The sequence below is a fragment of the Pseudomonas sp. GW821-FHT01C01 genome, assembly GCF_059422645.1.
Genome location: NZ_JBWKXF010000008.1, coordinates 104,899 through 125,639, shown reverse-complemented (window position 1 = coordinate 125,639; position 20,741 = coordinate 104,899). Strand labels below are relative to the sequence as shown.

19 protein-coding genes are annotated in these 20,741 nt (G+C 60.8%); 6 read left to right on the top strand and 13 right to left on the bottom strand.

Going from position 1 to position 20,741, the window contains the following annotated elements; genetic code table 11:
* Positions 1-10: 10 nt before the first annotated feature.
* Positions 11-364 carry a putative quinol monooxygenase gene (locus tag AC07XF_RS08250; RefSeq protein ID WP_495026107.1) on the bottom strand — a complete coding sequence of 118 codons (354 nt, stop codon included), beginning with the start codon at positions 362-364 and terminating at the stop codon, positions 11-13.
* A gap of 338 nt (positions 365-702) precedes the next feature.
* On the opposite strand from AC07XF_RS08250, the gene AC07XF_RS08245 reads away from it, so the two are divergent.
* Positions 703-1,632, top strand: coding sequence for an AraC family transcriptional regulator (locus tag AC07XF_RS08245; RefSeq protein WP_495026106.1), 930 nt, complete (start codon positions 703-705; stop codon positions 1,630-1,632).
* A gap of 133 nt (positions 1,633-1,765) precedes the next feature.
* On the opposite strand, the gene AC07XF_RS08240 is transcribed toward AC07XF_RS08245, so the two are convergent.
* From AC07XF_RS08240 to AC07XF_RS08215, 6 genes are all read right to left on the bottom strand, one after another.
* Positions 1,766-2,821: an ABC transporter ATP-binding protein gene (locus AC07XF_RS08240; RefSeq protein ID WP_495026105.1), complete on the bottom strand. Its 1,056-nt coding sequence runs from the start codon at positions 2,819-2,821 to the stop codon at positions 1,766-1,768.
* Positions 2,822-2,839: 18 nt separating this feature from the next.
* A complete protein-coding gene (locus tag AC07XF_RS08235; protein WP_495026104.1) occupies positions 2,840-3,688 on the bottom strand; it encodes an ABC transporter permease in 849 nt (282 codons plus the stop codon).
* On the bottom strand, positions 3,685-4,593 hold the full coding sequence (locus tag AC07XF_RS08230) for an ABC transporter permease (protein ID WP_007986102.1): 909 nt from the start codon (positions 4,591-4,593) through the stop codon (positions 3,685-3,687). The genes AC07XF_RS08235 and AC07XF_RS08230 overlap by 4 nt, the downstream gene beginning before the upstream one ends.
* 195 nt (positions 4,594-4,788) lie before the next feature.
* A complete protein-coding gene (locus tag AC07XF_RS08225) occupies positions 4,789-5,892 on the bottom strand; it encodes an ABC transporter substrate-binding protein (protein WP_007986100.1) in 1,104 nt (367 codons plus the stop codon).
* Positions 5,893-6,212: 320 nt separating this feature from the next.
* Complete coding sequence (locus AC07XF_RS08220) at positions 6,213-7,661, bottom strand: aldehyde dehydrogenase family protein (protein ID WP_495026103.1); 1,449 nt, start codon at positions 7,659-7,661, stop codon at positions 6,213-6,215.
* Complete coding sequence (locus AC07XF_RS08215; RefSeq protein ID WP_495026102.1) at positions 7,658-9,295, bottom strand: 5-guanidino-2-oxopentanoate decarboxylase; 1,638 nt, start codon at positions 9,293-9,295, stop codon at positions 7,658-7,660. Before AC07XF_RS08215 ends, AC07XF_RS08220 begins: the two co-directional genes overlap by 4 nt.
* A 159-nt stretch (positions 9,296-9,454) precedes the next feature.
* Here AC07XF_RS08215 and AC07XF_RS08210 point away from each other — a divergent pair, with 159 nt between their 5' ends.
* Positions 9,455-10,336: a LysR substrate-binding domain-containing protein gene (locus AC07XF_RS08210; RefSeq protein WP_007986091.1), complete on the top strand. Its 882-nt coding sequence runs from the start codon at positions 9,455-9,457 to the stop codon at positions 10,334-10,336.
* A gap of 96 nt (positions 10,337-10,432) precedes the next feature.
* On the opposite strand, the gene AC07XF_RS08205 is transcribed toward AC07XF_RS08210, so the two are convergent.
* Together AC07XF_RS08205 and AC07XF_RS08200 are read right to left on the bottom strand one after the other, a co-directional pair.
* Entirely contained in the window at positions 10,433-11,047 is a 615-nt protein-coding gene (locus tag AC07XF_RS08205) for an NAD(P)-dependent oxidoreductase (RefSeq protein ID WP_495026101.1), read from the bottom strand.
* Between the two features lie 189 nt (positions 11,048-11,236).
* The gene (locus AC07XF_RS08200) at positions 11,237-12,121 is read right to left on the bottom strand and encodes an MBL fold metallo-hydrolase (protein WP_495026100.1); all 885 of its coding nucleotides are present in this window, start codon (positions 12,119-12,121) and stop codon (positions 11,237-11,239) included.
* Positions 12,122-12,343: 222 nt separating this feature from the next.
* Between AC07XF_RS08200 and AC07XF_RS08195 the strand changes: the two genes are divergently transcribed.
* Positions 12,344-13,249: a LysR family transcriptional regulator gene (locus tag AC07XF_RS08195; RefSeq protein WP_495026099.1), complete on the top strand. Its 906-nt coding sequence runs from the start codon at positions 12,344-12,346 to the stop codon at positions 13,247-13,249.
* 209 nt (positions 13,250-13,458) lie between these two features.
* A complete protein-coding gene (locus AC07XF_RS08190; protein ID WP_162837843.1) occupies positions 13,459-13,635 on the top strand; it encodes a hypothetical protein in 177 nt (58 codons plus the stop codon).
* Between the two features lie 9 nt (positions 13,636-13,644).
* Here the strand turns inward: AC07XF_RS08190 and AC07XF_RS08185 are convergent, their stop codons facing one another.
* Entirely contained in the window at positions 13,645-14,541 is an 897-nt protein-coding gene (locus tag AC07XF_RS08185; RefSeq protein WP_495026098.1) for a helix-turn-helix domain-containing protein, read from the bottom strand.
* Between the two features lie 190 nt (positions 14,542-14,731).
* Between AC07XF_RS08185 and pobA the strand changes: the two genes are divergently transcribed.
* Both pobA and AC07XF_RS08175 read left to right on the top strand, forming a co-directional pair.
* On the top strand, positions 14,732-15,916 hold the full coding sequence (gene pobA, locus AC07XF_RS08180) for a 4-hydroxybenzoate 3-monooxygenase (RefSeq protein WP_495026150.1): 1,185 nt from the start codon (positions 14,732-14,734) through the stop codon (positions 15,914-15,916).
* A gap of 78 nt (positions 15,917-15,994) precedes the next feature.
* A complete protein-coding gene (locus tag AC07XF_RS08175; protein WP_495026097.1) occupies positions 15,995-17,512 on the top strand; it encodes an MDR family MFS transporter in 1,518 nt (505 codons plus the stop codon).
* Between the two features lie 123 nt (positions 17,513-17,635).
* Here AC07XF_RS08175 and AC07XF_RS08170 read toward each other — a convergent pair whose 3' ends face one another.
* The 3 genes from AC07XF_RS08170 to AC07XF_RS08160 form a co-directional block, all read right to left on the bottom strand.
* Positions 17,636-18,484 (bottom strand): cache domain-containing protein, encoded by an 849-nt coding sequence (locus AC07XF_RS08170; RefSeq protein ID WP_495026096.1) that lies wholly within the window; start codon positions 18,482-18,484, stop codon positions 17,636-17,638.
* Positions 18,485-18,727: 243 nt separating this feature from the next.
* A complete protein-coding gene (locus AC07XF_RS08165; protein WP_495026095.1) occupies positions 18,728-19,600 on the bottom strand; it encodes an ATPase in 873 nt (290 codons plus the stop codon).
* A gap of 117 nt (positions 19,601-19,717) precedes the next feature.
* On the bottom strand, positions 19,718-20,710 hold the full coding sequence (locus AC07XF_RS08160; RefSeq protein ID WP_495026094.1) for an NAD-dependent epimerase/dehydratase family protein: 993 nt from the start codon (positions 20,708-20,710) through the stop codon (positions 19,718-19,720).
* Between the last annotated feature and the right edge of the window lie 31 nt (positions 20,711-20,741).

The window sequence follows — 20,741 nt, the reverse complement described above, 5'->3', positions numbered from 1 at the left end:
CATTAAACCCTCAACCGGCCAGTTTGTGTACCTCTGCCCCGGACTGACCGAGGGCCTGCGCCGCAGAGACATCCTTGAAGGTGTGGAAATCCAGGCTGTTGACCACCAGTTCCTGCACCAGCTCGGCAAAAATCTCCATCGCCGGCGTGCTGAAGTACGCGGTCATGGCCTGTTGATTGCTCCAGAAACCGGATACCAGCCACAACTCGGGATCGCACTGCGAATGCTGCAAGGCAAAGCTCAGGCAGCCCGGTGCTGCGCGGGACGGTTCGATCAGGGCGCTGAGGCGCACACCGAGTTCCGCCGAACGCCCGGCACGCGCTCGAACGAAGGCCATATGACTGACGGGGATCTGCTTGGACATGTTCAACCCTCCCGGGGAGTCGTGTGGCAGCCGGGGGACGGGCTGCGACAGGATCCAAGGTTAAGGGCCGCGACGCCTGTCTCGTTAGTCGATTTCTGCCGGCGTGTTGCACAATCCTGCGAAACTGCTTGGACAGCCTGTAACAGGCGGTAAAACCCTGTCACGGTTCTGTCATACGAGTTTCAAGCAAGTTTTTCAGGCTCAAGGCTCTAGTGGCAACACCACCGGTCGACCCCAGGCAGAATCAGGCAAGCATCTGGCAGGATGTGTCTACCACTGCCACTTGCACAAACTTATGCTCTGCCCATTCCCTCCATGCCTTGCCGAGGATGCCGCGCATGCCGTCGCTCGATCACTTTCAAGCCCCGCTGGACACCGACATGGAAAAGCAGCGCGCGGAACTGGCGGCGATCATCCGCCGTAACACCGCCGAAGATGGCAGTTATGCCACGGCCATCGGCTCGCTGTTCATGTCACGCCACAGCCAGTCCCATGAGTTCGCCCCCGGGCTGGCGCAACCGGCGCTGTGCATCATGGCCCAGGGGCGCAAGGAAGTTCGGCTGGCCGATGAATACTTCAATTACGACCCGTTGAACTACCTGGTGGTCTCGGTTTCGATGCCGCTGAGTGGACGGGTGGTGGATGTCTCGGCCGAGGAACCGATCCTGGCCTTGCGCCTGGACATCGACCCGGCGGAAATCACCGCACTGATCGCCGACGCCGGTCCCCTCGGCGTGCCCACCCGGCCGACCGGGCGCGGTCTGTATGTCGAGCGGCTCGACACCGCCATGCTCGACGCCGTGCTGCGCCTGGCGCGCTTGCTGGACACGCCGAAAGACATCGCCATGCTCGCGCCGCTGATTCGCCGGGAGATCCTTTATCGACTGCTGCGCAGCAAGCAAGGGCATCGTCTGTACGAAATCGCCATCACCAACAGTCAGAGCCATCGCATCAGCCAGGCGATCAAATGGCTCAACGGCAATTTTGAACAGCCGTTGCGCATCGATGATTTGGCCAAAGAAGTGAACCTGAGCGTGTCGACGCTGCATCACCGCTTCAAGGCGATGACGGCGATGAGTCCGTTGCAGTATCAGAAGCAATTGCGCCTGCAGGAAGCGCGGCGGTTGATGCTGGCCGAAGGGTTGGAAGCTTCGGCGGCGGGGTATCGCGTCGGGTATGAAAGCCCCTCACAGTTCAGCCGCGAATACAGCCGGTTGTTCGGGGCGCCGCCGTTGCGGGATCTGGCGCGGTTGCGCTTGAGCGTCTGATCCGGAGTCGCGGGTGACGCCTTCGCTGGCAAGCCAGCTCCTACAGGGGAATATTGGTGTTCACCCAATTGTGTGATCATGTAGGAGCTGGCTTGCCAGCGAAGAGGCCAGGAAGGCCAACATCAATTTCCGATCAGGCGCCCAGTACCCGGCAAGCCTCCACCGGCAAGGTCACCGACACCGGATGCCCAACGCTCAGGCCAAAGCCCTGACACGGCGTGCTCAGCGCGGTAAACGACACCCCGGAACACTCCACCGTAGTCTCGATGGTCGCGCCGATATCGCGCACGAACGTCACCTTGCCCAGCAAGCGGTTGCCCGCGGTCGCCTGCGGCGCCGACAGTTGCAGGTCTTCCGGACGAATCAGCATCTTCACCTTTTCCCCTGCCGCAATGCTCGTGCAGATTGGCACTTGCAGCGCATCGCCGCCCGGCAGGCTGACCTTGCCGTTGCCCAGCGCCGTGGCCGGGAAGATGTTGCCCGAGCCGATGAAGTCCGCAACGAACTCGTTGGCCGGGTGCCGGTAGATTTCAATCGGCGTGCCCACCTGCTGCACCTTGTGCTCACCCAGCACAACCACGATATCGGCCATGGTCATGGCCTCGCGCTGGTCATGGGTCACCATGATGGTGGTGATGTTCAGGCGTTGTTGCAGTTGACGAATTTCCACCTGCATCGACTCACGCAGCTTGGCGTCCAGCGCCGACAACGGTTCATCCAGCAGGAGGATTTTCGGGTGATTGGCAATTGCCCGGGCAATCGCCACACGCTGGCGTTGCCCGCCGGACAGCTTGGCCACCGGACGATCGATCATTTGCTGCAACTGGATCAGTTCCAGCAACTCCACCACCCGCGCCTGCTGATCAGCCTTGCTGACCCCGCGCAGCTTCAACGGATAGGCGATGTTCTCTCCCACGGTCATGTGCGGGAACAGTGCCAGGGACTGGAACACCATGCCAAAGTTGCGCAGGTGCGCCGGGGTGTTGCCGATGTCTTCGCCGTCCAGGCGGATCTCGCCGCCGCTCAAGGTTTCAAGGCCGGCAATCATACGCAGCAAGGTGGTTTTGCCGCAGCCCGAAGGGCCGAGGAAACACACCAGTTTGCCCTCGGGCAAATGCAGGTTCACATCCGTTACCGCACAGGCCGAGCCGTAAAGTTTCTCGACGTTTTCCAGAATCAGACCAGTCATGTGAATCACCTCAAGAAATCAGAACGAAACGCCACCTTCACCAACCAGCTTCTCCAGCGCCCAGATCAGGACGAAGTCGATCAGCACGATCAGCACGGCAAACGAAAATACGGTTGGGTCGAGCGAAGACACGGTGCGGCTGTACATCCAGATCGGCACGGTCATGACGTCGATGGTGTAGAGGAAATAGGTCACGGTGAATTCGTTGAACGAGACGATGAACGCCAGCAGCATGCCCGCCAGGATCCCCGACTTCATCAACGGCACCACCACATCGACAATCGCCCGCAGCGGTGAGGCACCGAGCATTTGCGCGGCCTCTTCGACTTCGCTACCGATGGAGAGCATTGCCGCTGTGCAGTTCTTCACCACGAACGGCAACGCGAGGATCACGTGGGCAATCACCAGGCGCGAGGTGGTCATCTGGAACGGCAGGCTGTCGAACACCAGCAGCAACGCCAGCCCTAATACCACCATCGGGAACACCAGGGGCAGCGACATCAGTTGCAGGGCCACGGCCTTGCCGCGGAACTCGCAACGGGTCAGGGCATACGCCGCCGGCACTGCGATGATGGTCGCGAAGACCATGGTCAGGCAGGACACCATCAGGCTGGTGGTCATGGCTTTGCCCAGGCTCAGCACATCGCTGGCGTCCGGCGACACAAAGGTGTGCCAGGCGGCTTTGTACCATTGCAGGCTGTAACTGCTCGGCGGGAAGTCGAGGTTTGACGCGCCGCTGAAGGACATGACGATCATGGTCAGGATCGGCAGTACCGCCAGCAGCAGGATGAAGCCCGAAAGGATGCCGGCAAACTTGCCGGTCTCGCCGGGCAACAGCCCATAACGCTTCTTGGTCAGGGTGTTCATTGGGAAGCCTCCAGCATGCGCCGACGACGGCCAGTGATGTATTCGGACAAGGTCATGATCGCGAGCGTGGTGACGATCAACACCACACCGGCGGCGGACGCGGCGGGCCAGTTCATCAGCGGGGCGATCTGGTCATGCACCATCACCGCCAGCATCGGTACGCGCCGGCCACCGAGCAGCAACGGCACCACGAAACTGCTGGCGTTGTAGGCGAACACCAGGGTCGCACCGGTAATGATCCCCGGCAGACTCATCGGCAATACCACTTGGCGGAACACCTGGAAACGACTCGCGCCCAAGGTGGCGGCAGCTTCTTCGTAACTGCGGGCGACGCCGCGCATGGCGCTGGCAATCGGCAACACGGCCAGTGGGAAGGCGGTTTGCACCAGGCCCATCAACACGCCGTTCTGGTTGTACAACAGCATGATCGGACGCTTGATCAGGCCCAGGCCCATCAGGGTCTGGTTGAGCATGCCACCGGGGCCGAGGATCACCAGCCAGCCGTAGCTTTGCAGCAGCAGGTTGACCAGCAATGGCAGCAACACCGCCGCGAGGAAGATCCGTCGCACGAACGGCGAGGTCAGGCGCGACATGGTGTAGGCCACCGGGATCGCCAGAATCACTGCGATCACTGCGCTGATCAGCGCCAGGCGCAGGGTCAGCATCAGGGATTTGAGGTAATAGGGTTCCAGCAACTGGGCGTAACTGGCCAGGCTGAACCCGGACCATTCCGCGCCTTTGGTGCCCACGCTCATGCGCAGTACCAGCAGGCTGGCGGCAATCAGCACGCCCAGAAACAGCATCGACGGCGAGAGGAAAAGCCAGGCGCGCGTCGTCGGCGAAACACCCCGATCGGCGCGCACGGGGGCGGCACTCAACGGATGAGTCAGAGGTTGGTGTTCCATAGCAAGGGTCTCGTCAATGGAAAGCAGCTGACAAACACAAGACCTGAAAGCACAGCGTTTCTAATGTGGGAGCGGGCTTGCTCGCGAAGGGGCCGTGTCAATCGACATCAATGTTGAATGTCACACCGCATTCGCGAGCAAGCCCGCTCCCACATTTGATTTGTGGTGCTTCAAGGGCTTGCGAGCGTCACTCGATCAGGAAGAAAAGATTTCCGTGTAACGACGAATCCATTGGTCATGCACGGTCGCCAGGAAGGCGTTGTCGTGCATGATCGCCTTCTCGGCAATCTGCTCCGGCGTAAGGATGTACGGGCTCTTGCGTGCTTCGGCGGAGATGATCGCCTTGGCGTTGACCGGGCCGTTGTAGATGTCTTCAGCCATCTTGCCCTGCACCAGCGGGTCCAGAGAGTGGTTGATGAAGGCGTAGGCCATGTCGGTATCGCCCGGACGATTCTTCGGCATCACCGACAGCATCAGGTCGGTGTAGAAACCTTCCTTCATGCCGAAGGTCGCGCCCAGACCGTAGTTCGGATCGCGGATCTGTTTCGGGAAGAAGGCCGGCGCGTACAGGCCGCCCATGTCCAGGGAACCGGTGCGGAACAGCTCGGCGATCTGGTTCGGGTTTTCGCCCAGGGTCACCACACGATCTTTCAGCTCGGCGAGTTTCTTGAAGCCAGGCTCGATGTTGTGCTCGTCACCACCGGCCAGTTTGGCGGCGATGATGATCAGGTCCATGGCCTCGGTCCAGTTTGGCGGCGGCAGGAAGATGTTCGGGGCCAGCTCCGGGTCCCACAGGGCCGCATAGCTGTCCGGCGCTTGTTTCTGGGTGCGGGTGCTGTAGACCAGGCTGTTGCACCACAGCAGATAACCGATGCCGTGGCCGTTGGCGCCGGTGCGGTATTTCTCCGGTACGTCGACGAGGTTGGGAATGCGGTTGAGGTCGGGTTTTTCCAGCAGGTTGGCGGCGGCCAGACCTTCGGCGCCGACGCCGGCCAGGGTGATGATGTCGTATTGCGGACGATCACCGCCGGCCTTGAGTTTGGCGACCATTTCCGAGGTACTGCCGGTGCGGTCAGCGATGACCTTGCAGCCGTACTTGTCTTCGAAAGTCGCGGCGATGTTGCGCAGTGCAGCCAGGCCGGTGTCGTCGGACCAGGTCAGCAAACGCAGGGTCTTGCCGGCAAAACGTGTGTCGCTGGCATTGGCCTTGATGAACGGCATGCTCATGGCCGCTGCTGCAACCGAGGCTACGCCCACGGTCTTGATAAATTGACGTCTGTTCAGATCATGCTCGCCCATTACGGACTCCCTTTGTTTTTGTAGGTATGAGGCAGGTCGAAACTGTTGCATCCGCGCGACTGGAGCAGCGTTATCCCTCGTATTTTCGGGGGCTTGGCTGAACCAGCAAGTTCATCCTGAGGTCGTGTAAAACACCTGACTATCGATAAAAACTCATTGAAGCCATGACGCCAGCGCATGCCTACTTTCGGGGCATGCGGATGGATTTTCTGTAGGAGCGAGCTTGCTCGCGATGGGTGCACGGGCGCCGCGTACATTCAGGCGCCCCACGTCATCGTTGACGTCCATCGCGAGCAAGCTCGCTCCTACAGTGATCGGCGTCAGACAGCCCGAATCACGTGTTTGATTTCCTGGAAAGCCTGCAAGCCCCACGGCCCCAATTCGCGGCCGATGCTGCTCTGCTTGTAGCCGCCCCAGGCGGTCTGCGGGAAGATCACCTGCGGTGCGTTGATCCACACAAGCCCCGCCTGCAAAGCGTTGGCGACGCGGTCAGCGGTCTCTGCATTGCGTGTCACCACACTGGCGACCAGGCCGAACTGGCTGTCGTTGGCCAGGGCAATCGCCTCGGCTTCAGAGGCAAAACTGCGTACGCAGATCACCGGGCCGAAAATCTCTTCACACCACAACGCACTGTCGAGGGGCACTTCAGTGAAAACCGTCGGCTGCAAAAAATATCCGCGCGGCAGGTCAGCCGGGCGATTGCCACCGCAAACCAGTTTGGCGCCGGCACTCAAACCGCGATCGATGTGACCGAGCACGCGCTGGTATTGCGCCTGATTGACCAGCGCACCCATCTCCACGTTCGGGTCGAACGGGTCGGCCACACGAATGGCTTCGGCACGAGCCTTCACACGGGTCAGGAATTCGTCAGCCAGCTCATCGGCCACCAGCACGCGACTGGTGGCGGAACACATCTGCCCGGCGTTGAAGAAACCACCGCCGCAGGCCACTTCCACCGCCAGGTCGAGATCGGCATCGGCCAGCACCAGCAGCGATGATTTGCCGCCCAGTTCCAGGCTCACGCCTTTGACGGTTTCCGCCGCCCGCTGCATGACCTGCACACCAACGGCGTTGCTGCCGGTGAAGGAAATTTTTGCGATACGCGGATCCGCCGACAATGGCGCGCCAACAGCCAGGCCGGTGCCACACACCAGGTTGAACACGCCCGCAGGCAAACCGGCTTGAGCAATGATCGTTGCCAGTTCCAGCTCTGGCAGCGGCGTGACTTCCGAAGGCTTGAGCACCACGCAGCACCCGGCAGCCAGGGCCGGTGCGAGCTTCCACGCGGTGGTAACCATCGGGAAGTTCCACGGCACGATCAGGCCGACTACACCGCAAGGTTCGCGGCGCAGGCGAGCGCTGAAATCATCGCTCGGCAGTTCGATGGAGCTGTCCTGCTTCGCGTCCAGCCCTTCGGCCAGACCGGCGTAATACTCGAACGTGGCGATCACGTCATCGACGTCGATCGCCGCTTCGAATTGCGGCTTGCCATTGTTGCTCGATTGCAAGTGCATCAATTTTTCACGATTGGCCTGCACGCCCACGGCGATTTTGCGCAGGATGGCACCGCGTTCGGCGCCCGTGGTTTTCGACCAGTCGGCGAACGCCTGGGTCGCCGCGCTCACGGCTTGAGCAACCGCGCGCTCATCGCCGCCATTCACCGTGGTCAACAGGGCTTCGGTCGCCGGGTTGATCACGCGCAGGTGTTCGTTACCGGCCGACCATTGGCCGTTGATGTACAGGCCATCCAGAGTCGTAGGAAGCGTCATTTCGACACCGCCTGCATCCACTTGGCCTGGTCGATTTCAATCAGGGTCGGGCCCTGGCGATCGGTGGCCATACGCAATGCACCACGCAGTTGCTCGACACTGCTGACCGCTTCGGCCGCACAACCCAAGGCCTTGGCCACACCGATGAAGTCCGGGGTGTAGATGTCAACGCCAACCGGCTCGATGGCGCGGTTGACCATGTATTTCTTGATCTCTTCGTAGCCCTGGTTATTCCACAGCAGCACGATCACCGGGGTACGCGCTTCGACGGCGCTGGCCAGTTCCGGCAGGGTGAATTGCAGGCCACCGTCGCCGATCAGGCACACCACCGGCGGGCGGGTACCGTTTGCAGCGCTGCCGCCGAGCCAGGCGCCAATCGCGGCCGGCAAGGCGTAACCGAGGGTGCCGTAACCGGTGGACGAGTTGAACCAGCGACGCGGGCGCTCAGGGTTGAACGTCAGGTTGCCGGTGTACACCGGCTGGGTCGAATCGCCGACGAACACGGCGTCCGGCAGTTCGTGCAGCACGGTTTCGAGGAAACGGGTCTGGGCCAGGGTCGGTGCGTCCCAGGTCGCGGCCAGGTCTTCACGCAGGCGAGCGGCACGCACCTGGCCCCAATCGTTGCGGCGTTCGGCCAGGGATTTGTGCGACAAGGCGCTGAGCAAAGCCTGGGCGGCGTTGCGCGAGTCGGCCACCAGCGCCACGTGCGGCGGGTAGTTGCGCACGGTCTGGTCCGGGTCGATGTCCACGCGCAGCAATTGGCCAGGAATCTCGAAGCCACCGGCGAAAGTTACGTCGTAGTCGGTCTCGGCCAGTTCGGTGCCGATGGCCAACACCACGTCGGCCTCGGCGACCAGCGCACGGGTGGCGACCAGGCTCTGGGTCGAACCGATCAGCAGCGGGTGGCCGGAGGCGAGCATGCCCTTGGCATTGATGGTCAGGGCGACCGGTGCGTCCAGCATCTCGGCCAGTTCAGTCAGCTCGGCTGCCGCGTCGATGGCACCGCCACCGGCGAGAATCAGCGGACGCTTGGCGCCGGCCAGCAGGTCGGTCATGCGCGACACGGCGCTCGGCGAGGCACCGGCGCGGTCGATGTTGACCGGCAGGCTGCTGAGCAGCTCGTCAGCTTCTTCGACCAACACGTCCAATGGAATTTCAATGTGCACCGGACGCGGACGGCCCGCCTGGAACAATGCAAAGGCGCGAGCCAGCACACCCGGCAATTCCGACGCCGACATCAGGGTGTGGGAGAACGCCGCCACACCGGCACACAGTGCGCCCTGGTTCGGCAGCTCATGCAGCTTGCCGCGACCGCCGCCCAACTGGCTGCGCGATTGCACGCTGGAGATCACCAGCATCGGGATCGAATCGGCGTAGGCCTGGCCCATGGCGGTGGTGATGTTGGTCATGCCAGGACCGGTGATGATGAAGCACACACCCGGTTTGCCGCTGGTGCGAGCGTAGCCGTCGGCCATGAAGCCGGCGCCCTGTTCATGGCGCGGCGTGACGTGGTTGATGCTCGAACGGGCCAGCCCGCGATACAGCTCCACGGTATGAACCCCTGGAATGCCGAACACCTGCTCGACTCCGTAGTTTTCGAGTAACTTGACCAATACTTCGCCGCACGTCGCCATGTCTTTGCCCTTTTTGTTCGTTTGAGACGCCGGGCATGCGCTGTGTTTATGATGGATTCGCAGGCCCGGGAATGGCCTCATTGGAACGGGCGACAGGTAGTCGCAACAATGGATAAAAAGTCATACTAGCCATGTCCTCACGTCATACCTTGGATCCCAATGAAACGACTGCCTCCCCTGCCGGCGCTGCACACTTTTCTGATTACCGCGCAGTGCTGCAATTTCACCCGGGCCGCCGAACAGCTGCACATCACCCAGGGCGCGGTGAGTCGGCAGATCGCCGGGCTGGAAGACCATCTGGGTTATGAGTTGTTCATCCGCCAGGCCCGAGGCCTGGATCTCACCGCCGAGGGACGGGAATGGCTGCCACGGGTCCAGCAGATTTTCGGCCTGATCGACGAAGCGGTTGAGCAGATCGGCGAGAAGCGCGAAACCCTGCAACTCAAGGCACCGACCTGCGTCATGCGCTGGTTGCTGCCGCGTCTGTTGCAATGGCAAAAGGAACGCCCGGACGTGCCGGTGGAACTGACCACCACGGTCAAGCACGGCGTGGATTTTCATCTCGAGCAGTTCGATGCGGCGGTGATGTACGGCGCACCGCCGGACAATTCATTGATGTCGCAAAAACTCTTCGACGAACAACTCACGCCGGTGTGTTCCAGGCCGATGCTCGAAGGCCCCATGCCCCTGCAGATACCGGCCGATCTGCAACAACACCTGCTGCTGCACCCGACCCGCGACGAGCGCGACTGGAAAGCCTGGTTGAAGGCCGCGGATGTGCATTTGACCAATGTCGGCAAGGGCCAGCATTTCGAAACCCTGGACCTGGCGATGTCGATGGCGTCCCAGGGAACGGGGGTCGCGATTGGTGATTGGTCGCTGATCGGCGATGACCTGAATGCCGGGCGGCTGGTCATGCCATTCGAATTGAAGGTGACAACGGGACTGGCGTATTACCTGGTGTTCCCCGAAAAACCAGGACCTTCGCCGAAGTTGCGCGAATTGATGGGCTGGTTGGTGGAGCAGGCGCAGAGCCGCTGAAAAGCCCCTGTAGGAGCCGGCTTGCCGGCGAATCAGGCGATGCGGTCTGTCAGGCAGGCCGCCTTCGCTGGCAAGCCAGCTCCTACAGGGGGGTGATCAGTAACCGACGGTAAAGCGCAGTTTTGAATGCTTCGGCGCTTCCACTTCATCGAGCATCGCAATCGCATAATCGGCAAACGTGATCCAGCTGCGCCCTTCACTGCTCACCAGCAAATCATCCTGGCCGATACGGAATGTCCCGGTGCGCTCGCCTTCGACAAATTCGGCCGATGGCGACAGGAAGGTCCAGTCCAGTTCCTTTTCCTGACGCAGGCTCCCCAGGAACTCGGCACCGGCACTGGCTTCGGCCTTGTACGCCTCCGGAAATCCTTTGCTGTCGATCACCCGCGTTCCGTCAGGCAACAACAGCGAACCGGCACCACCCACTACCAGCAGGCGTTTTACCCCGGCCCCTTTCACCGGCCCGACGACCGCGCTGGCAGGTAGCGTGGAGAAATGCGCCGCGCTGATCACCACGTCATGCCCCTTGACGGCTGCTTGCAGCGCAGCGGCATCGAGGGCGTCGACGTTCTTGCTGACCACACCGGCACGCTGGCCGATTTTCGCCGTATTGCGGGCGATCGCAGTAACGCTGTGACCGCGACGCAGGGCTTCTTCCAGCAGTTGGCTACCGGCGCGACCGGTGGCACCGATGATTGCGATTTTGCTCATGACGTTCTCCAGTGGATGACAAATTTGAAAAGCAGCGCAGCCTTTTGTGGCGAGGGAGCTTGCTCCCGCTCGGCTGCGAAGCAGTCGTAAATCCGGTTCATGCGATATAGCTGAAAAATGCAGGGGAGCGCTTCGCACTCCAGCGGGAGCAAGCTCCCTCGCCACAGGAATCCCCATTACCCCTTAAATTCATTCACCCCACTTCATCTCGCCCTTGGCGACTTTGGCGCTCAGCTCCAGGGAGCTTTCGTCACCCAGGGTCGGGAAGCGTTTTTTCATTGCCGTAATCAGTTCAGCAGAGTCCTTGGCCTTGGCGGTTTCCTCGTCGAAAGCCTTGATGTAATCGGCTGTGAACTGCACCGCGGCGAGGGAATGGCTGCCGTCGCCGAGGTAATGACCCGGCACCACGGTCTGCGGCTTCAGGGTTTCAATGGAATGCAGCGTAGTCAGCCAATCGGCATGGGACTGCGGCGTTTGCGTGTCGGCCATCCAGACGTGGATGTTTTTTGCCACCACGACACCGCCGACCACCGCCTTGATCGACGGAATCCACACAAAGCTGCGATCCGGCTGCGGCCCCTCAAGACCGACCACCTGCAACTTCTGCCCTTCGAGGATCAGGCTGTCGCCCTTGAGCACGTCCGGCACGATGGTTTTGGCCGGTACATCGGCACCCATTTTCGGGCCCCAGAACGCCAGTTTGCCGTCGACGGTTTGCTTGATGTGGTTAACCGTCGGCTGCGAAGCGAGGACCCTGGCCTTGGGGAAGGCGGCCGTCAGGGTGTCGAGGCCGAAGTAGTAATCCGGGTCACCGTGGCTGATGTAGATGGTGGTCAGTTGCTTGCCGCTGGCGCGGATTTTTTCCACCACCTGTTCGGCCTGGGACTTGCCGAATTGCGCATCCACCAGGATCGCTTCTTTTTCGCCGCTGACCAGCACCGAGGTCACCGGGAAGATGGCTTTTTCGCCGGGATTGTAGACATCCAGCGTCAAGGTCGAGGCGGCTGCATGGGCGGCGAAACCGAGGGCGGCGCTTGCCAGTAATACGCGCTTGAGGGTGGTGAAACCGATCATCTGTTGCTCCGTTGTCCGAATGCCGTGCTTGGCCGTTGACTGCGTAGGAGCTGGCTTGCCAGCGAAGGACTCCAGAGCGCTGCGTTCATTCAGTCAGCACGCGTCATCGTTAACGACCATCGCGAGCAAGCTCGCTCCTACATGGGAACAGAGCTTAGTTGCCTGACTCGGTACAAAAAATGCGATGCTTGAACATAGTTTGTTTCTGAAAGCGGGCAAATCATGGATCGTCTTCAAGCAATGCGCGTGTTCGTCACGGTCGTCGACCTAGGCAGCCAGTCGGCCGCTGCCGATCATCTGGAGCTGTCACGGCCGGTGGTGTCGCGGTATCTGGCGGAACTGGAAGACTGGGTTGGCGCACGCCTGATGCATCGCACCACACGCAAATTGAGCCTGACCGCCGCCGGTAACGAGATCCTGCCGCGCTGCCGGCAAATGCTCGACTTGTCCAGCGACATGCAAGCTGCCGTCAGCGAACCGGACGAAGCACCGCGTGGCCTGCTGCGGATCAGCGTCAGCACCTCGTTCGGCCAGGCGCAACTGGCCGATGCCATGGCCGCTTACGTCAAACGTTACCCCGGCGTCAGCATCGACATGCAGATGCTCGACCGCACCGTGAACCTGGTGGATGAGCGCATCGACCTGGCGATCCGCACCAGCAACGACCTGGACCCGAACCTGATCGCCCGCCGCCTGACGGTTTGTCGCTCGGTGATCTGCGCTTCCCCCGCTTACTTGCGCGAGCACCCGGCGCCGCAACGGGTCGAGGACCTGAGCCTGCACAATTGCCTGACCCATTCCTACTTCGGCAAAAGCCTCTGGCATTTCGAGCAGGATGGCGAACAGGTTTCAGTACCGGTGCAGGGCAACATCAGCGCCAACGAGGCCAGCACGCTGTTGCGCGCAACGATTGCCGGTGCCGGCGTGGCGATGCTGCCCACCTACCAGGCCGGCGTGCACATTCACAGCGGCGAGTTGATTCGCCTGCTGCCGGCAGCCGAACCCCGGCAAATGAACGTGTATGCGGTGTATGCCTCGCGCAAGCACATGCCGGCCGCGTTGCGTAGCCTGCTGGATTTTCTGGTGGTGAGATTTCCGCAAGAACCGGAATGGGATATCGGCCTGTAACCCGATCAAACTGTGGGAGCGGGTTTGCTCGCGAAGAGGTCGGTACATCCGATGCAAATCTTGCGCATGAAATGCCGCTTTCGCGAGCAAGCCCGCTCCCACAAGGGGCAGTCATCAGTGGACTGAATACCGTGTGATGGCTGGCAACACACCAGCGCTGACCTATGCTCAAAGTAATACCGAAAGGTATTCGTTCAGAGGTCAACGCCATGAACATCAAAACAAGAAGATACCTCGCGATCTTCATCACCTGCGCGGTCACGCTCGGGTTGTATGGCGCTGCCGCCTGGCGCGTCGAGCAACTGCGCAACCTGCCCCGTGAATACGCGAGCTGCAACTTCGAGCGCTGCATTCCCCACAACGCAACCCTCAACGCCCTCCGGTAACGAAGGGGGTCAGGCTTCGTTGTCCTGATCGGCCTTCAAGCGGTCGCGAAACGCCTTGGGCGAAATCCCCACACGACGTCGAAACAGGCGCGTGAAGTTGGTCGGATCGGAAAACCCCAACACGTCGGACATTTCATAAATGGTCATGCTGGTGTAGGTCAGCAAACGCTTGGCCTCCAGCAATTGCCGTTCGTGCATGATCTGCAACGCCGGTTGCCCCGCCAGCTCGCGGCAGGTGCCGTTGAGGTGGGACACGGAAATCCCCAGCCGGTGCGCCAGGTCCTCGACCTTGACGTGCTGGCGATAGGTCTCTTCCACCAGTTGAATAAAGCCGTTGAGGTATTCCCGGGCTCGCTGCGGTCGCGCCATGGCGGTGCGACGCTGGATCACCTGGCGGCTGACCCACACCACGATCACACTGACCAGCGAATGCATGAGCATTTCCCGCGCCGGTTCATGGCTGTTGTATTCGTTCTGCAAGGCACTGAACAGGCTGTTGAGGTACTCGGCATCCTTGGCTGCCGGGTAACTTTCGGCCTGGGCCAGGGCATTGACCGATTGCCCCAACTGCATCTGCAAGTGGGCGATCAGTGGCGCGGCCAGGGTCACGACAAACCCTTCCACATCCTCGGAAAAACGAAAGCCGTGCACCGACAGCGGTGGCAGGATCTGGATCGCCGGTTCAACCAGTTGCGTACGTTTGCCTTCGATTTCAAGCTCTGCCTGACCTTTGTATACGAAGAGCAACTGGCACAAATCCGCGTGGCGGTGGGGTTTGATTTCCCAATGATGTTCGCGACTGCGTTTGGAAATGGTTTCACAGTGCAGCAAGTCCGGGGTCGGCCAATCCAGGCTTTCACCGTAGAGCTTGAACACCGGAATCGAAGGCAGGTCAGGCTTGTTCATCACTTCAATCCAGGCCTCGGAATAGATGACGGGCGATAATCGCACCGATTGGCAGAATGTACAGCTATCCGCTCAGTTTTCACCTTCAATTGACAGACCCGCAAGTGAAAAATGCAAGCACTCGATCCATAAAAATCATTCACCGGCCCTGGTCGCGTGAAGCTTGCGAGTCATAAAAACAATGAAAACGCTGAAAACCCAGGTCGCCATCATTGGTGCCGGCCCTTCAGGCTTGTTGCTCGGCCAATTGCTGCACAACGCCGGCATCGACACCCTCATTCTAGAACGTCAGACCCCGGACTATGTACTCGGCCGAATCCGCGCCGGTGTGCTTGAACAAGGCATGGTAGAGCTGTTGCGCCAGGCCGGCGTGAGTCAGCGCATGGACGCCGAGGGACTGGTCCATGGCGGCTTCGAACTGGCTCTCGACGGGCGCCGGGTACACATCGATCTACATGCCCTGACGGGTGGCAAAACGGTGATGATCTACGGCCAGACCGAGGTCACCCGCGACCTGATGGCCGCTCGTCGGGAGGCCGGCGCGCAGACGATTTATCAAGCCGACAACGTCGTCCCCCACGGCCTGAAAACCGATGAAGCGTTTGTCACTTTTGAGAAGGATGGCGAGACCTGGCGCCTCGATTGCGACTACATCGCCGGTTGCGACGGCTTCCATGGGGTGGCGCGGCAATCAATTCCCGCCGAAAGCCTGAAAATCTTCGAACGGATCTATCCATTCGGCTGGCTCGGGATTCTGGCCGATACCCCGCCGGTTCACGATGAACTGGTCTACGCCCGCCACGAGCGTGGTTTTGCGTTGTGCAGCATGCGCTCGCCGACGCGTACCCGTTATTACCTGCAAGTGCCCACCAGCGATCATGTCGACAACTGGTCGGATCAACGCTTCTGGGACGAACTCAAGTCGCGATTGCCGCAAGCGCTGGCGGACAAACTGGTCACCGGCCCGTCCATCGAAAAAAGCATCGCGCCGCTGCGCAGTTTCGTGGTCGAACCGATGCAATACGGCCGCCTGTTCCTGGTCGGCGACGCCGCGCACATCGTCCCGCCCACCGGCGCCAAGGGCCTGAACCTGGCGGCTAGCGATGTGAGTACGCTGTTCAACATTTTGCTCAAGGTCTACCGTGAAGATCGCCTTGATTTGCTGGAGAAATACTCGGAAATCTGCCTGCGCCGGGTGTGGAAGGCCGAGCGGTTTTCCTGGTGGATGACCTCGATGCTGCACCGTTTCGAGGAGCACGATGCGTTCAGCCAGCGCATTGCCGAGTCGGAGCTGGAGTATTTCATCGACTCCGAGGCGGGTCGAAAAACCATTGCAGAAAACTACGTCGGCCTTCCTTATGAGGCTATCGAATAGCCTGCTATCGACTTACACTGGCGAGCATTCCTGCTCGCCTTGCTGCTTGCGGGTCAATCATTGCCCACAGGTTTTCCCGTGACCAATCTCCACCAGCCTGAAACAACCAAACCGGCCATTCGCAGCGTGCTGATCGCACTGATGCTGGCGATCTTTCTCGGGGCACTGGACCAGACCATCGTCGCCGTCTCGATGCCGGCCATTTCCGCGCAGTTCAAGGACGTCAGCCTGCTGGCCTGGGTGATTTCCGGCTATATGGTGGCCATGACCGTGGCGGTGCCGATCTACGGCAAACTGGGCGACTTGTACGGACGGCGCAAACTGATGCTGTTCGGCATGGGCCTGTTCACCCTGGCGTCGGTGTTCTGCGGCATGGCCCAAAGCATGGAGCAACTGGTACTGGCGCGGATCCTCCAGGGCATTGGGGCCGGCGGGATGATCTCGGTGAGCCAGGCGATCATCGGTGACATCGTGCCGCCACGGGAACGCGGTCGTTATCAGGGCTATTTCAGCAGCATGTATGCCGTGGCCAGCGTGGCCGGCCCGGTGCTCGGCGGCTACATGACCGAGTATCTGTCGTGGCGCTGGGTATTTTTGATCAACCTGCCGCTGGGCCTCGGTGCCTGGCTGGTGGCCTATCGCACGCTGGTGGGGCTGCCAATTCCGCAACGCAAACCGATCATCGATTACCTGGGCACCGTGCTGATGATCATCGGGTTGACGGCGTTGTTGCTGGGTATCACGCAGATCGGTCAGGGCCATTCGTGGCGTAGTGCCGAAGTGCTGGCGCTGCTGGCTTGTGCGGTACTCGTGTTGGGGCTGTTCGTCGCCCACGAGCGGCGGGCACGGGAGCCATTGCTGCCCATGCATTTGTTCGCCAACCGTAATGCGATCCTGTGCTGGTGCACGATTTTCTTCACCAGTTTCCAGGCCATCTCGCTGATTGTGTTGATGCCATTGCGCTTCCAGAGCGTGACCGGTGCCGGTGCCGACAGCGCCGCCCTGCACCTGCTGCCGCTGGCCATGGGTTTGCCGATTGGCGCGTATTTCGCTGGCCGCCGCACCTCCGTGACCGGACGCTACAAACCGATGATCCTCACCGGTGCCGCGCTGATGCCCATTGCGATTCTTGGCATGGCGTTCAGCCCTCCGCAGGCCTTCATCGTGAGCAGCCTGTTCATGTTGCTCTGCGGGATTTCCTCGGGCATGCAGTTCCCGACATCGTTGGTGGGCACGCAGAACTCGGTGGAGCAGCGGGACATCGGCGTGGCCACCAGCACCACCAATCTGTTCCGTTCGCTGGGAGGTGCGGTCGGCGTCGCATTGATGTCGGCGCTGCTGCTGGCGCTGTTGCAGGATTCAAGCTTCGCGCACCTGGCCGGCTCGTCGCTGATCGCCGAGGGCAGTTCAGGGAATGTGTTGCTGGACGGCTTGAACGCCGCACCGGGTGACGCTCAGAACGCCTTGCGCGCTGAGCTGTTGCTGACGTTCCGGAACTTGTTGATGGTCAGTGCGGTGGTGTCGTTGCTGGGGCTGGCGGCGGCGATTGCCATGCCGAACATGTTGTTGCGCGGGCGTGAGGACAAGGTTCGATAGGTAGACCGCGTTGCCTGTATTCGCGAGCAAGCCCGCTCCCACAGTTGACCGCGTGCTGATGAAGAACTCGGTCTAATGTGGGAGCGGGCTTGCTCGCGAAGGCGATCTGACAGTCACTACCATTCAAGGGCTGTAATACCCCACAGCCACCAGAAAATGCCCGACCTTTTTCAGGTAGGCATGTTTGTTCTCGACCTTACCGGTCACCGGGTTTTTCCAGCGGTATTCGTATTCGCCATCATCCTGCTGGGCCATCAACGCCAGAATCGGCTCGCCCACCGGCTTGCCTTCCGGGCCTTCGATCTTGCTGAAGTCGGTATTGATCAGCCGCAAATTGGTGCCGTGGGCCACGTAACGCTGGGTGTCCAGATCGACGACAAACACATACAGGTCATCCTGCAGGTAGCCGCCCTTGAGGGAATTGATTGCCGTCAGGGTGCCCTTTTCGTCCTTGGCCAGATCGGTTGCCGCTTTATTCAGCAAGGCCATGGCCTGTTTAGCGGAGGCTCGCGGCAGGTAATAACCGACCGCCAGAATTCGCTGGCCAATACGCTGGTAATAGACATGCTTGCGCTCGACCTTGCCGTCGTTCCAGTTCTGCCAGCGATATTCCGCCTGCTGAATGCCATTGCCTTCCGGCACTTTCAGGGCGTCCTTGAAGTTTTTCTGCAAGTCCGGCCCAAGCACTTCCGAGACGTCCCGACCAATCAGCGCCGACGACGGCCCGCCGCTGGCAAGCATTACGCCCTTGGTGTCGAGCACGAAGACATAACGGTCCTTGTCGACAAACTCACCCTGGCGGCTGAACGCCGCAAAGGCCTTGTCGCCGTTCTGGTGGTAGTAGGCCAAGGCTTTTTCCAGCAGGGCGATGGCCGCCTTGCTGTCGTCCTTTTCCGTCCCGGCGGCCTGCACCTGGCCCAGGCACAACAAAAAAATGCCGCACAGCAAGGCGAACCTATGCAGAACCCCCATTGCGCATCCCTCGTTCCTGATGGTGTTTCAAGAGCGTAGACGGCAATGGGGGGATGATGGGTATTCAGGAAAACGCTGAGTGCTGTGGTGCGATGGGCTTGTGTGGCGAGGGAGCTTGCTCCCGCTGGGTGGCGCAGCCGCCCCCAATCCATTCGCCGCGGTTGCACAGGTAAACCGCGGTGCCCGATTTACGACTGCTGCGCAGCCGAGCGGGAGCAAGCTCCCTCGCCACAAGTGCTCGTTTTACTGCCGGGCGCGCAGTTGCTGCTGCAGGTTCTGGATCTGCGCCTGAAGGGTATTGATGTTGCGGGTGACCTGGCTGCGGAATGCATCGAACTCGGCGGTGTTGGTCGAGCCCTGTGCGGCGGCCGGACGGTTGTCCTGCTGGCTCTTGAGCACGATCATGTCTTGCTCGAGACGCTCGATGGCCGCGCTCGGATTGCCTTGCTTCTTCAGCGCGACGATATCGGCGCCCAGGCTTTTCAGCTGTGCATCGAGTTTTTCGGCGTCGGACGGAGCACTTTTCAGGGCGGCCAATTCACCGCTCAAGGTTTTGACCTGAGCCTGCAACTGCGTATTGGCTGCCTGATGTTCAGTGTCCTGGGCGGCCAGTTGCGACAGGCGTTTGTCCAGTTCGGTGGTTTGCGCGGTCATTTGTGCCAGGCGCTTGTCCAGGTCCGAGGTCTGGCCGGCAACACCTTGCTGCTGGGCGCTCTGATCCTGGAGTTTACTTTCCAGCTGGCGGATTTGCAGCTTCAAGGCCTCGCTGTCAGTGGTGACGTTGGTCTGACTGGCAACAACCTTTCCGGAAATATCCTGCAAGCGCCCCGCCGCTTCCTCACTGATTCGCGCGAAACTTTCCTGGGTCGCCACCAATTGCTGCTCCATCAGGGAAATCTGCTGAAAGCTCCACCAGGCAAGGACCGCGAACGCAATGATCAGCGCCCCGACCAACGCCCACAGGGGGCCGGTACTCGCCGCCTTGACCTTCACCACCGGCGCCGTGCGCGAATGCACGACCGTGCGGGCGGTGGGCGGAAAATCGTCGTCGAGAACGTCTGCACGCAAGCTCGGTACATCGTCGAAGTCGTCGTTGGCATCGTTTCGCATGGACATTGAATCAACCTTAGTGAATCACATAATGGCTTTATGCCGCGCAGTATAAACCCCACAGCCGCAACCATTGACCCCGAAGCCCCGTTTCCGGTTCAGTCAGGGGTCGTTGTTCGAGCGTCAGCGATTAGCCTGGGCCTTCCACCAGCCACAGAATTCATCGAGCGCCGTCCAGAGGCTGACCTTGGGATCGTAATCCAGATAATGCCGGGCGCGGCTGATGTCCAGGGTGAAATTTTTGTTCATGACCTGCATGCCCAGACGCGACAGCGTCGGTTCGGGTCGCCCCGGCCACAACTTGCACACACCCTCGTTGAGCGCCGCCACGCTGTAGGCCAGGCCGTAGGAACGGTAACGGGTTACCTGTGGGACTTCCATGTTGCGCATGACGTAATTGACCACGTCCCACAAGGGAACCGGCGTGCCGTTGCTGATGTTGTAAACCTTGCCCAGCGCAGAACCGCTGGCCAGCAAACTGCTGAGCAATGCCTCGTTAAGGTTTTGCACGCTGGTGAAGTCAACTTTATTCAGACCGTTGCCGATGATTGCCAGGCGCCCCTTGCGCTGCATGTTCAACAGGCGCGGGAAGATACTCATGTCGCCCGCCCCGGTGACAAAACGCGGGCGCAGGGCCAGGGTTTCGAGGCCGAACTCCTGGGCACCGAAGACCTTTTGCTCGGCCAGGTACTTGGTGGCGGCGTAAGGGTGTTTGAAGCGCTTGGGCACCTGCTCTTCGGTCAGGTCCAGGTGATCGCGACCATCGAAGTAGATCGACGGCGACGACAAATGCACCAGCCGCCGAACCCGTTGCTTCAGGCAGGCTTCGACCACGTTCTCGGTGACCTGGACGTTGCCCTGATGGAAGTCCTGATAACGTCCCCATAGACCGACGGCACCGGCGCAATGCACCACGGCCTCGACGTCCGAACACAGTTCGCGCGCCAGTTCCGGGTCGCTCAAGTCACCCTGGATGAACTCGGCTCCGCGGCGTACCAGATGCTCCACACTCTCGGCCCGGCGACCGTTGACCCGCACGTCCAGGCCCTGCTCCAGGGCAAAGCGCGCAAAGCGCCCGCCGATGAAGCCGCTTGCGCCGGTAACCAGAATCTTCATGAATTGCTCCAACAAATGCAGCCGCGAGCTT

What these genes read in the sequence shown, in the direction of transcription:
- AC07XF_RS08225 (WP_007986100.1), bottom strand. Translation starts at nt 5,892, where the DNA reads ATGGGCGAGCATGATCTGAACAGACGTCAATTTATCAAGACCGTGGGC.
- AC07XF_RS08230 (WP_007986102.1), bottom strand. Translation starts at nt 4,593, where the DNA reads ATGGAACACCAACCTCTGACTCATCCGTTGAGTGCCGCCCCCGTGCGC.
- AC07XF_RS08190 (WP_162837843.1), top strand. Translation starts at nt 13,459, where the DNA reads ATGAACATCAAAACAAGAAGATACCTCGCGATCTTCATCACCTGCGCG.
- AC07XF_RS08220 (WP_495026103.1), bottom strand. Translation starts at nt 7,661, where the DNA reads ATGACGCTTCCTACGACTCTGGATGGCCTGTACATCAACGGCCAATGG.
- AC07XF_RS08205 (WP_495026101.1), bottom strand. Translation starts at nt 11,047, where the DNA reads ATGAGCAAAATCGCAATCATCGGTGCCACCGGTCGCGCCGGTAGCCAA.
- AC07XF_RS08235 (WP_495026104.1), bottom strand. Translation starts at nt 3,688, where the DNA reads ATGAACACCCTGACCAAGAAGCGTTATGGGCTGTTGCCCGGCGAGACC.
- AC07XF_RS08240 (WP_495026105.1), bottom strand. Translation starts at nt 2,821, where the DNA reads ATGACTGGTCTGATTCTGGAAAACGTCGAGAAACTTTACGGCTCGGCC.
- AC07XF_RS08170 (WP_495026096.1), bottom strand. Translation starts at nt 18,484, where the DNA reads ATGGGGGTTCTGCATAGGTTCGCCTTGCTGTGCGGCATTTTTTTGTTG.
- AC07XF_RS08250 (WP_495026107.1), bottom strand. Translation starts at nt 364, where the DNA reads ATGTCCAAGCAGATCCCCGTCAGTCATATGGCCTTCGTTCGAGCGCGT.
- AC07XF_RS08200 (WP_495026100.1), bottom strand. Translation starts at nt 12,121, where the DNA reads ATGATCGGTTTCACCACCCTCAAGCGCGTATTACTGGCAAGCGCCGCC.
- AC07XF_RS08185 (WP_495026098.1), bottom strand. Translation starts at nt 14,541, where the DNA reads ATGAACAAGCCTGACCTGCCTTCGATTCCGGTGTTCAAGCTCTACGGT.
- AC07XF_RS08165 (WP_495026095.1), bottom strand. Translation starts at nt 19,600, where the DNA reads ATGTCCATGCGAAACGATGCCAACGACGACTTCGACGATGTACCGAGC.
- AC07XF_RS08245 (WP_495026106.1), top strand. Translation starts at nt 703, where the DNA reads ATGCCGTCGCTCGATCACTTTCAAGCCCCGCTGGACACCGACATGGAA.
- AC07XF_RS08215 (WP_495026102.1), bottom strand. Translation starts at nt 9,295, where the DNA reads ATGGCGACGTGCGGCGAAGTATTGGTCAAGTTACTCGAAAACTACGGA.
- AC07XF_RS08160 (WP_495026094.1), bottom strand. Translation starts at nt 20,710, where the DNA reads ATGAAGATTCTGGTTACCGGCGCAAGCGGCTTCATCGGCGGGCGCTTT.
- AC07XF_RS08195 (WP_495026099.1), top strand. Translation starts at nt 12,344, where the DNA reads ATGGATCGTCTTCAAGCAATGCGCGTGTTCGTCACGGTCGTCGACCTA.
- AC07XF_RS08210 (WP_007986091.1), top strand. Translation starts at nt 9,455, where the DNA reads ATGAAACGACTGCCTCCCCTGCCGGCGCTGCACACTTTTCTGATTACC.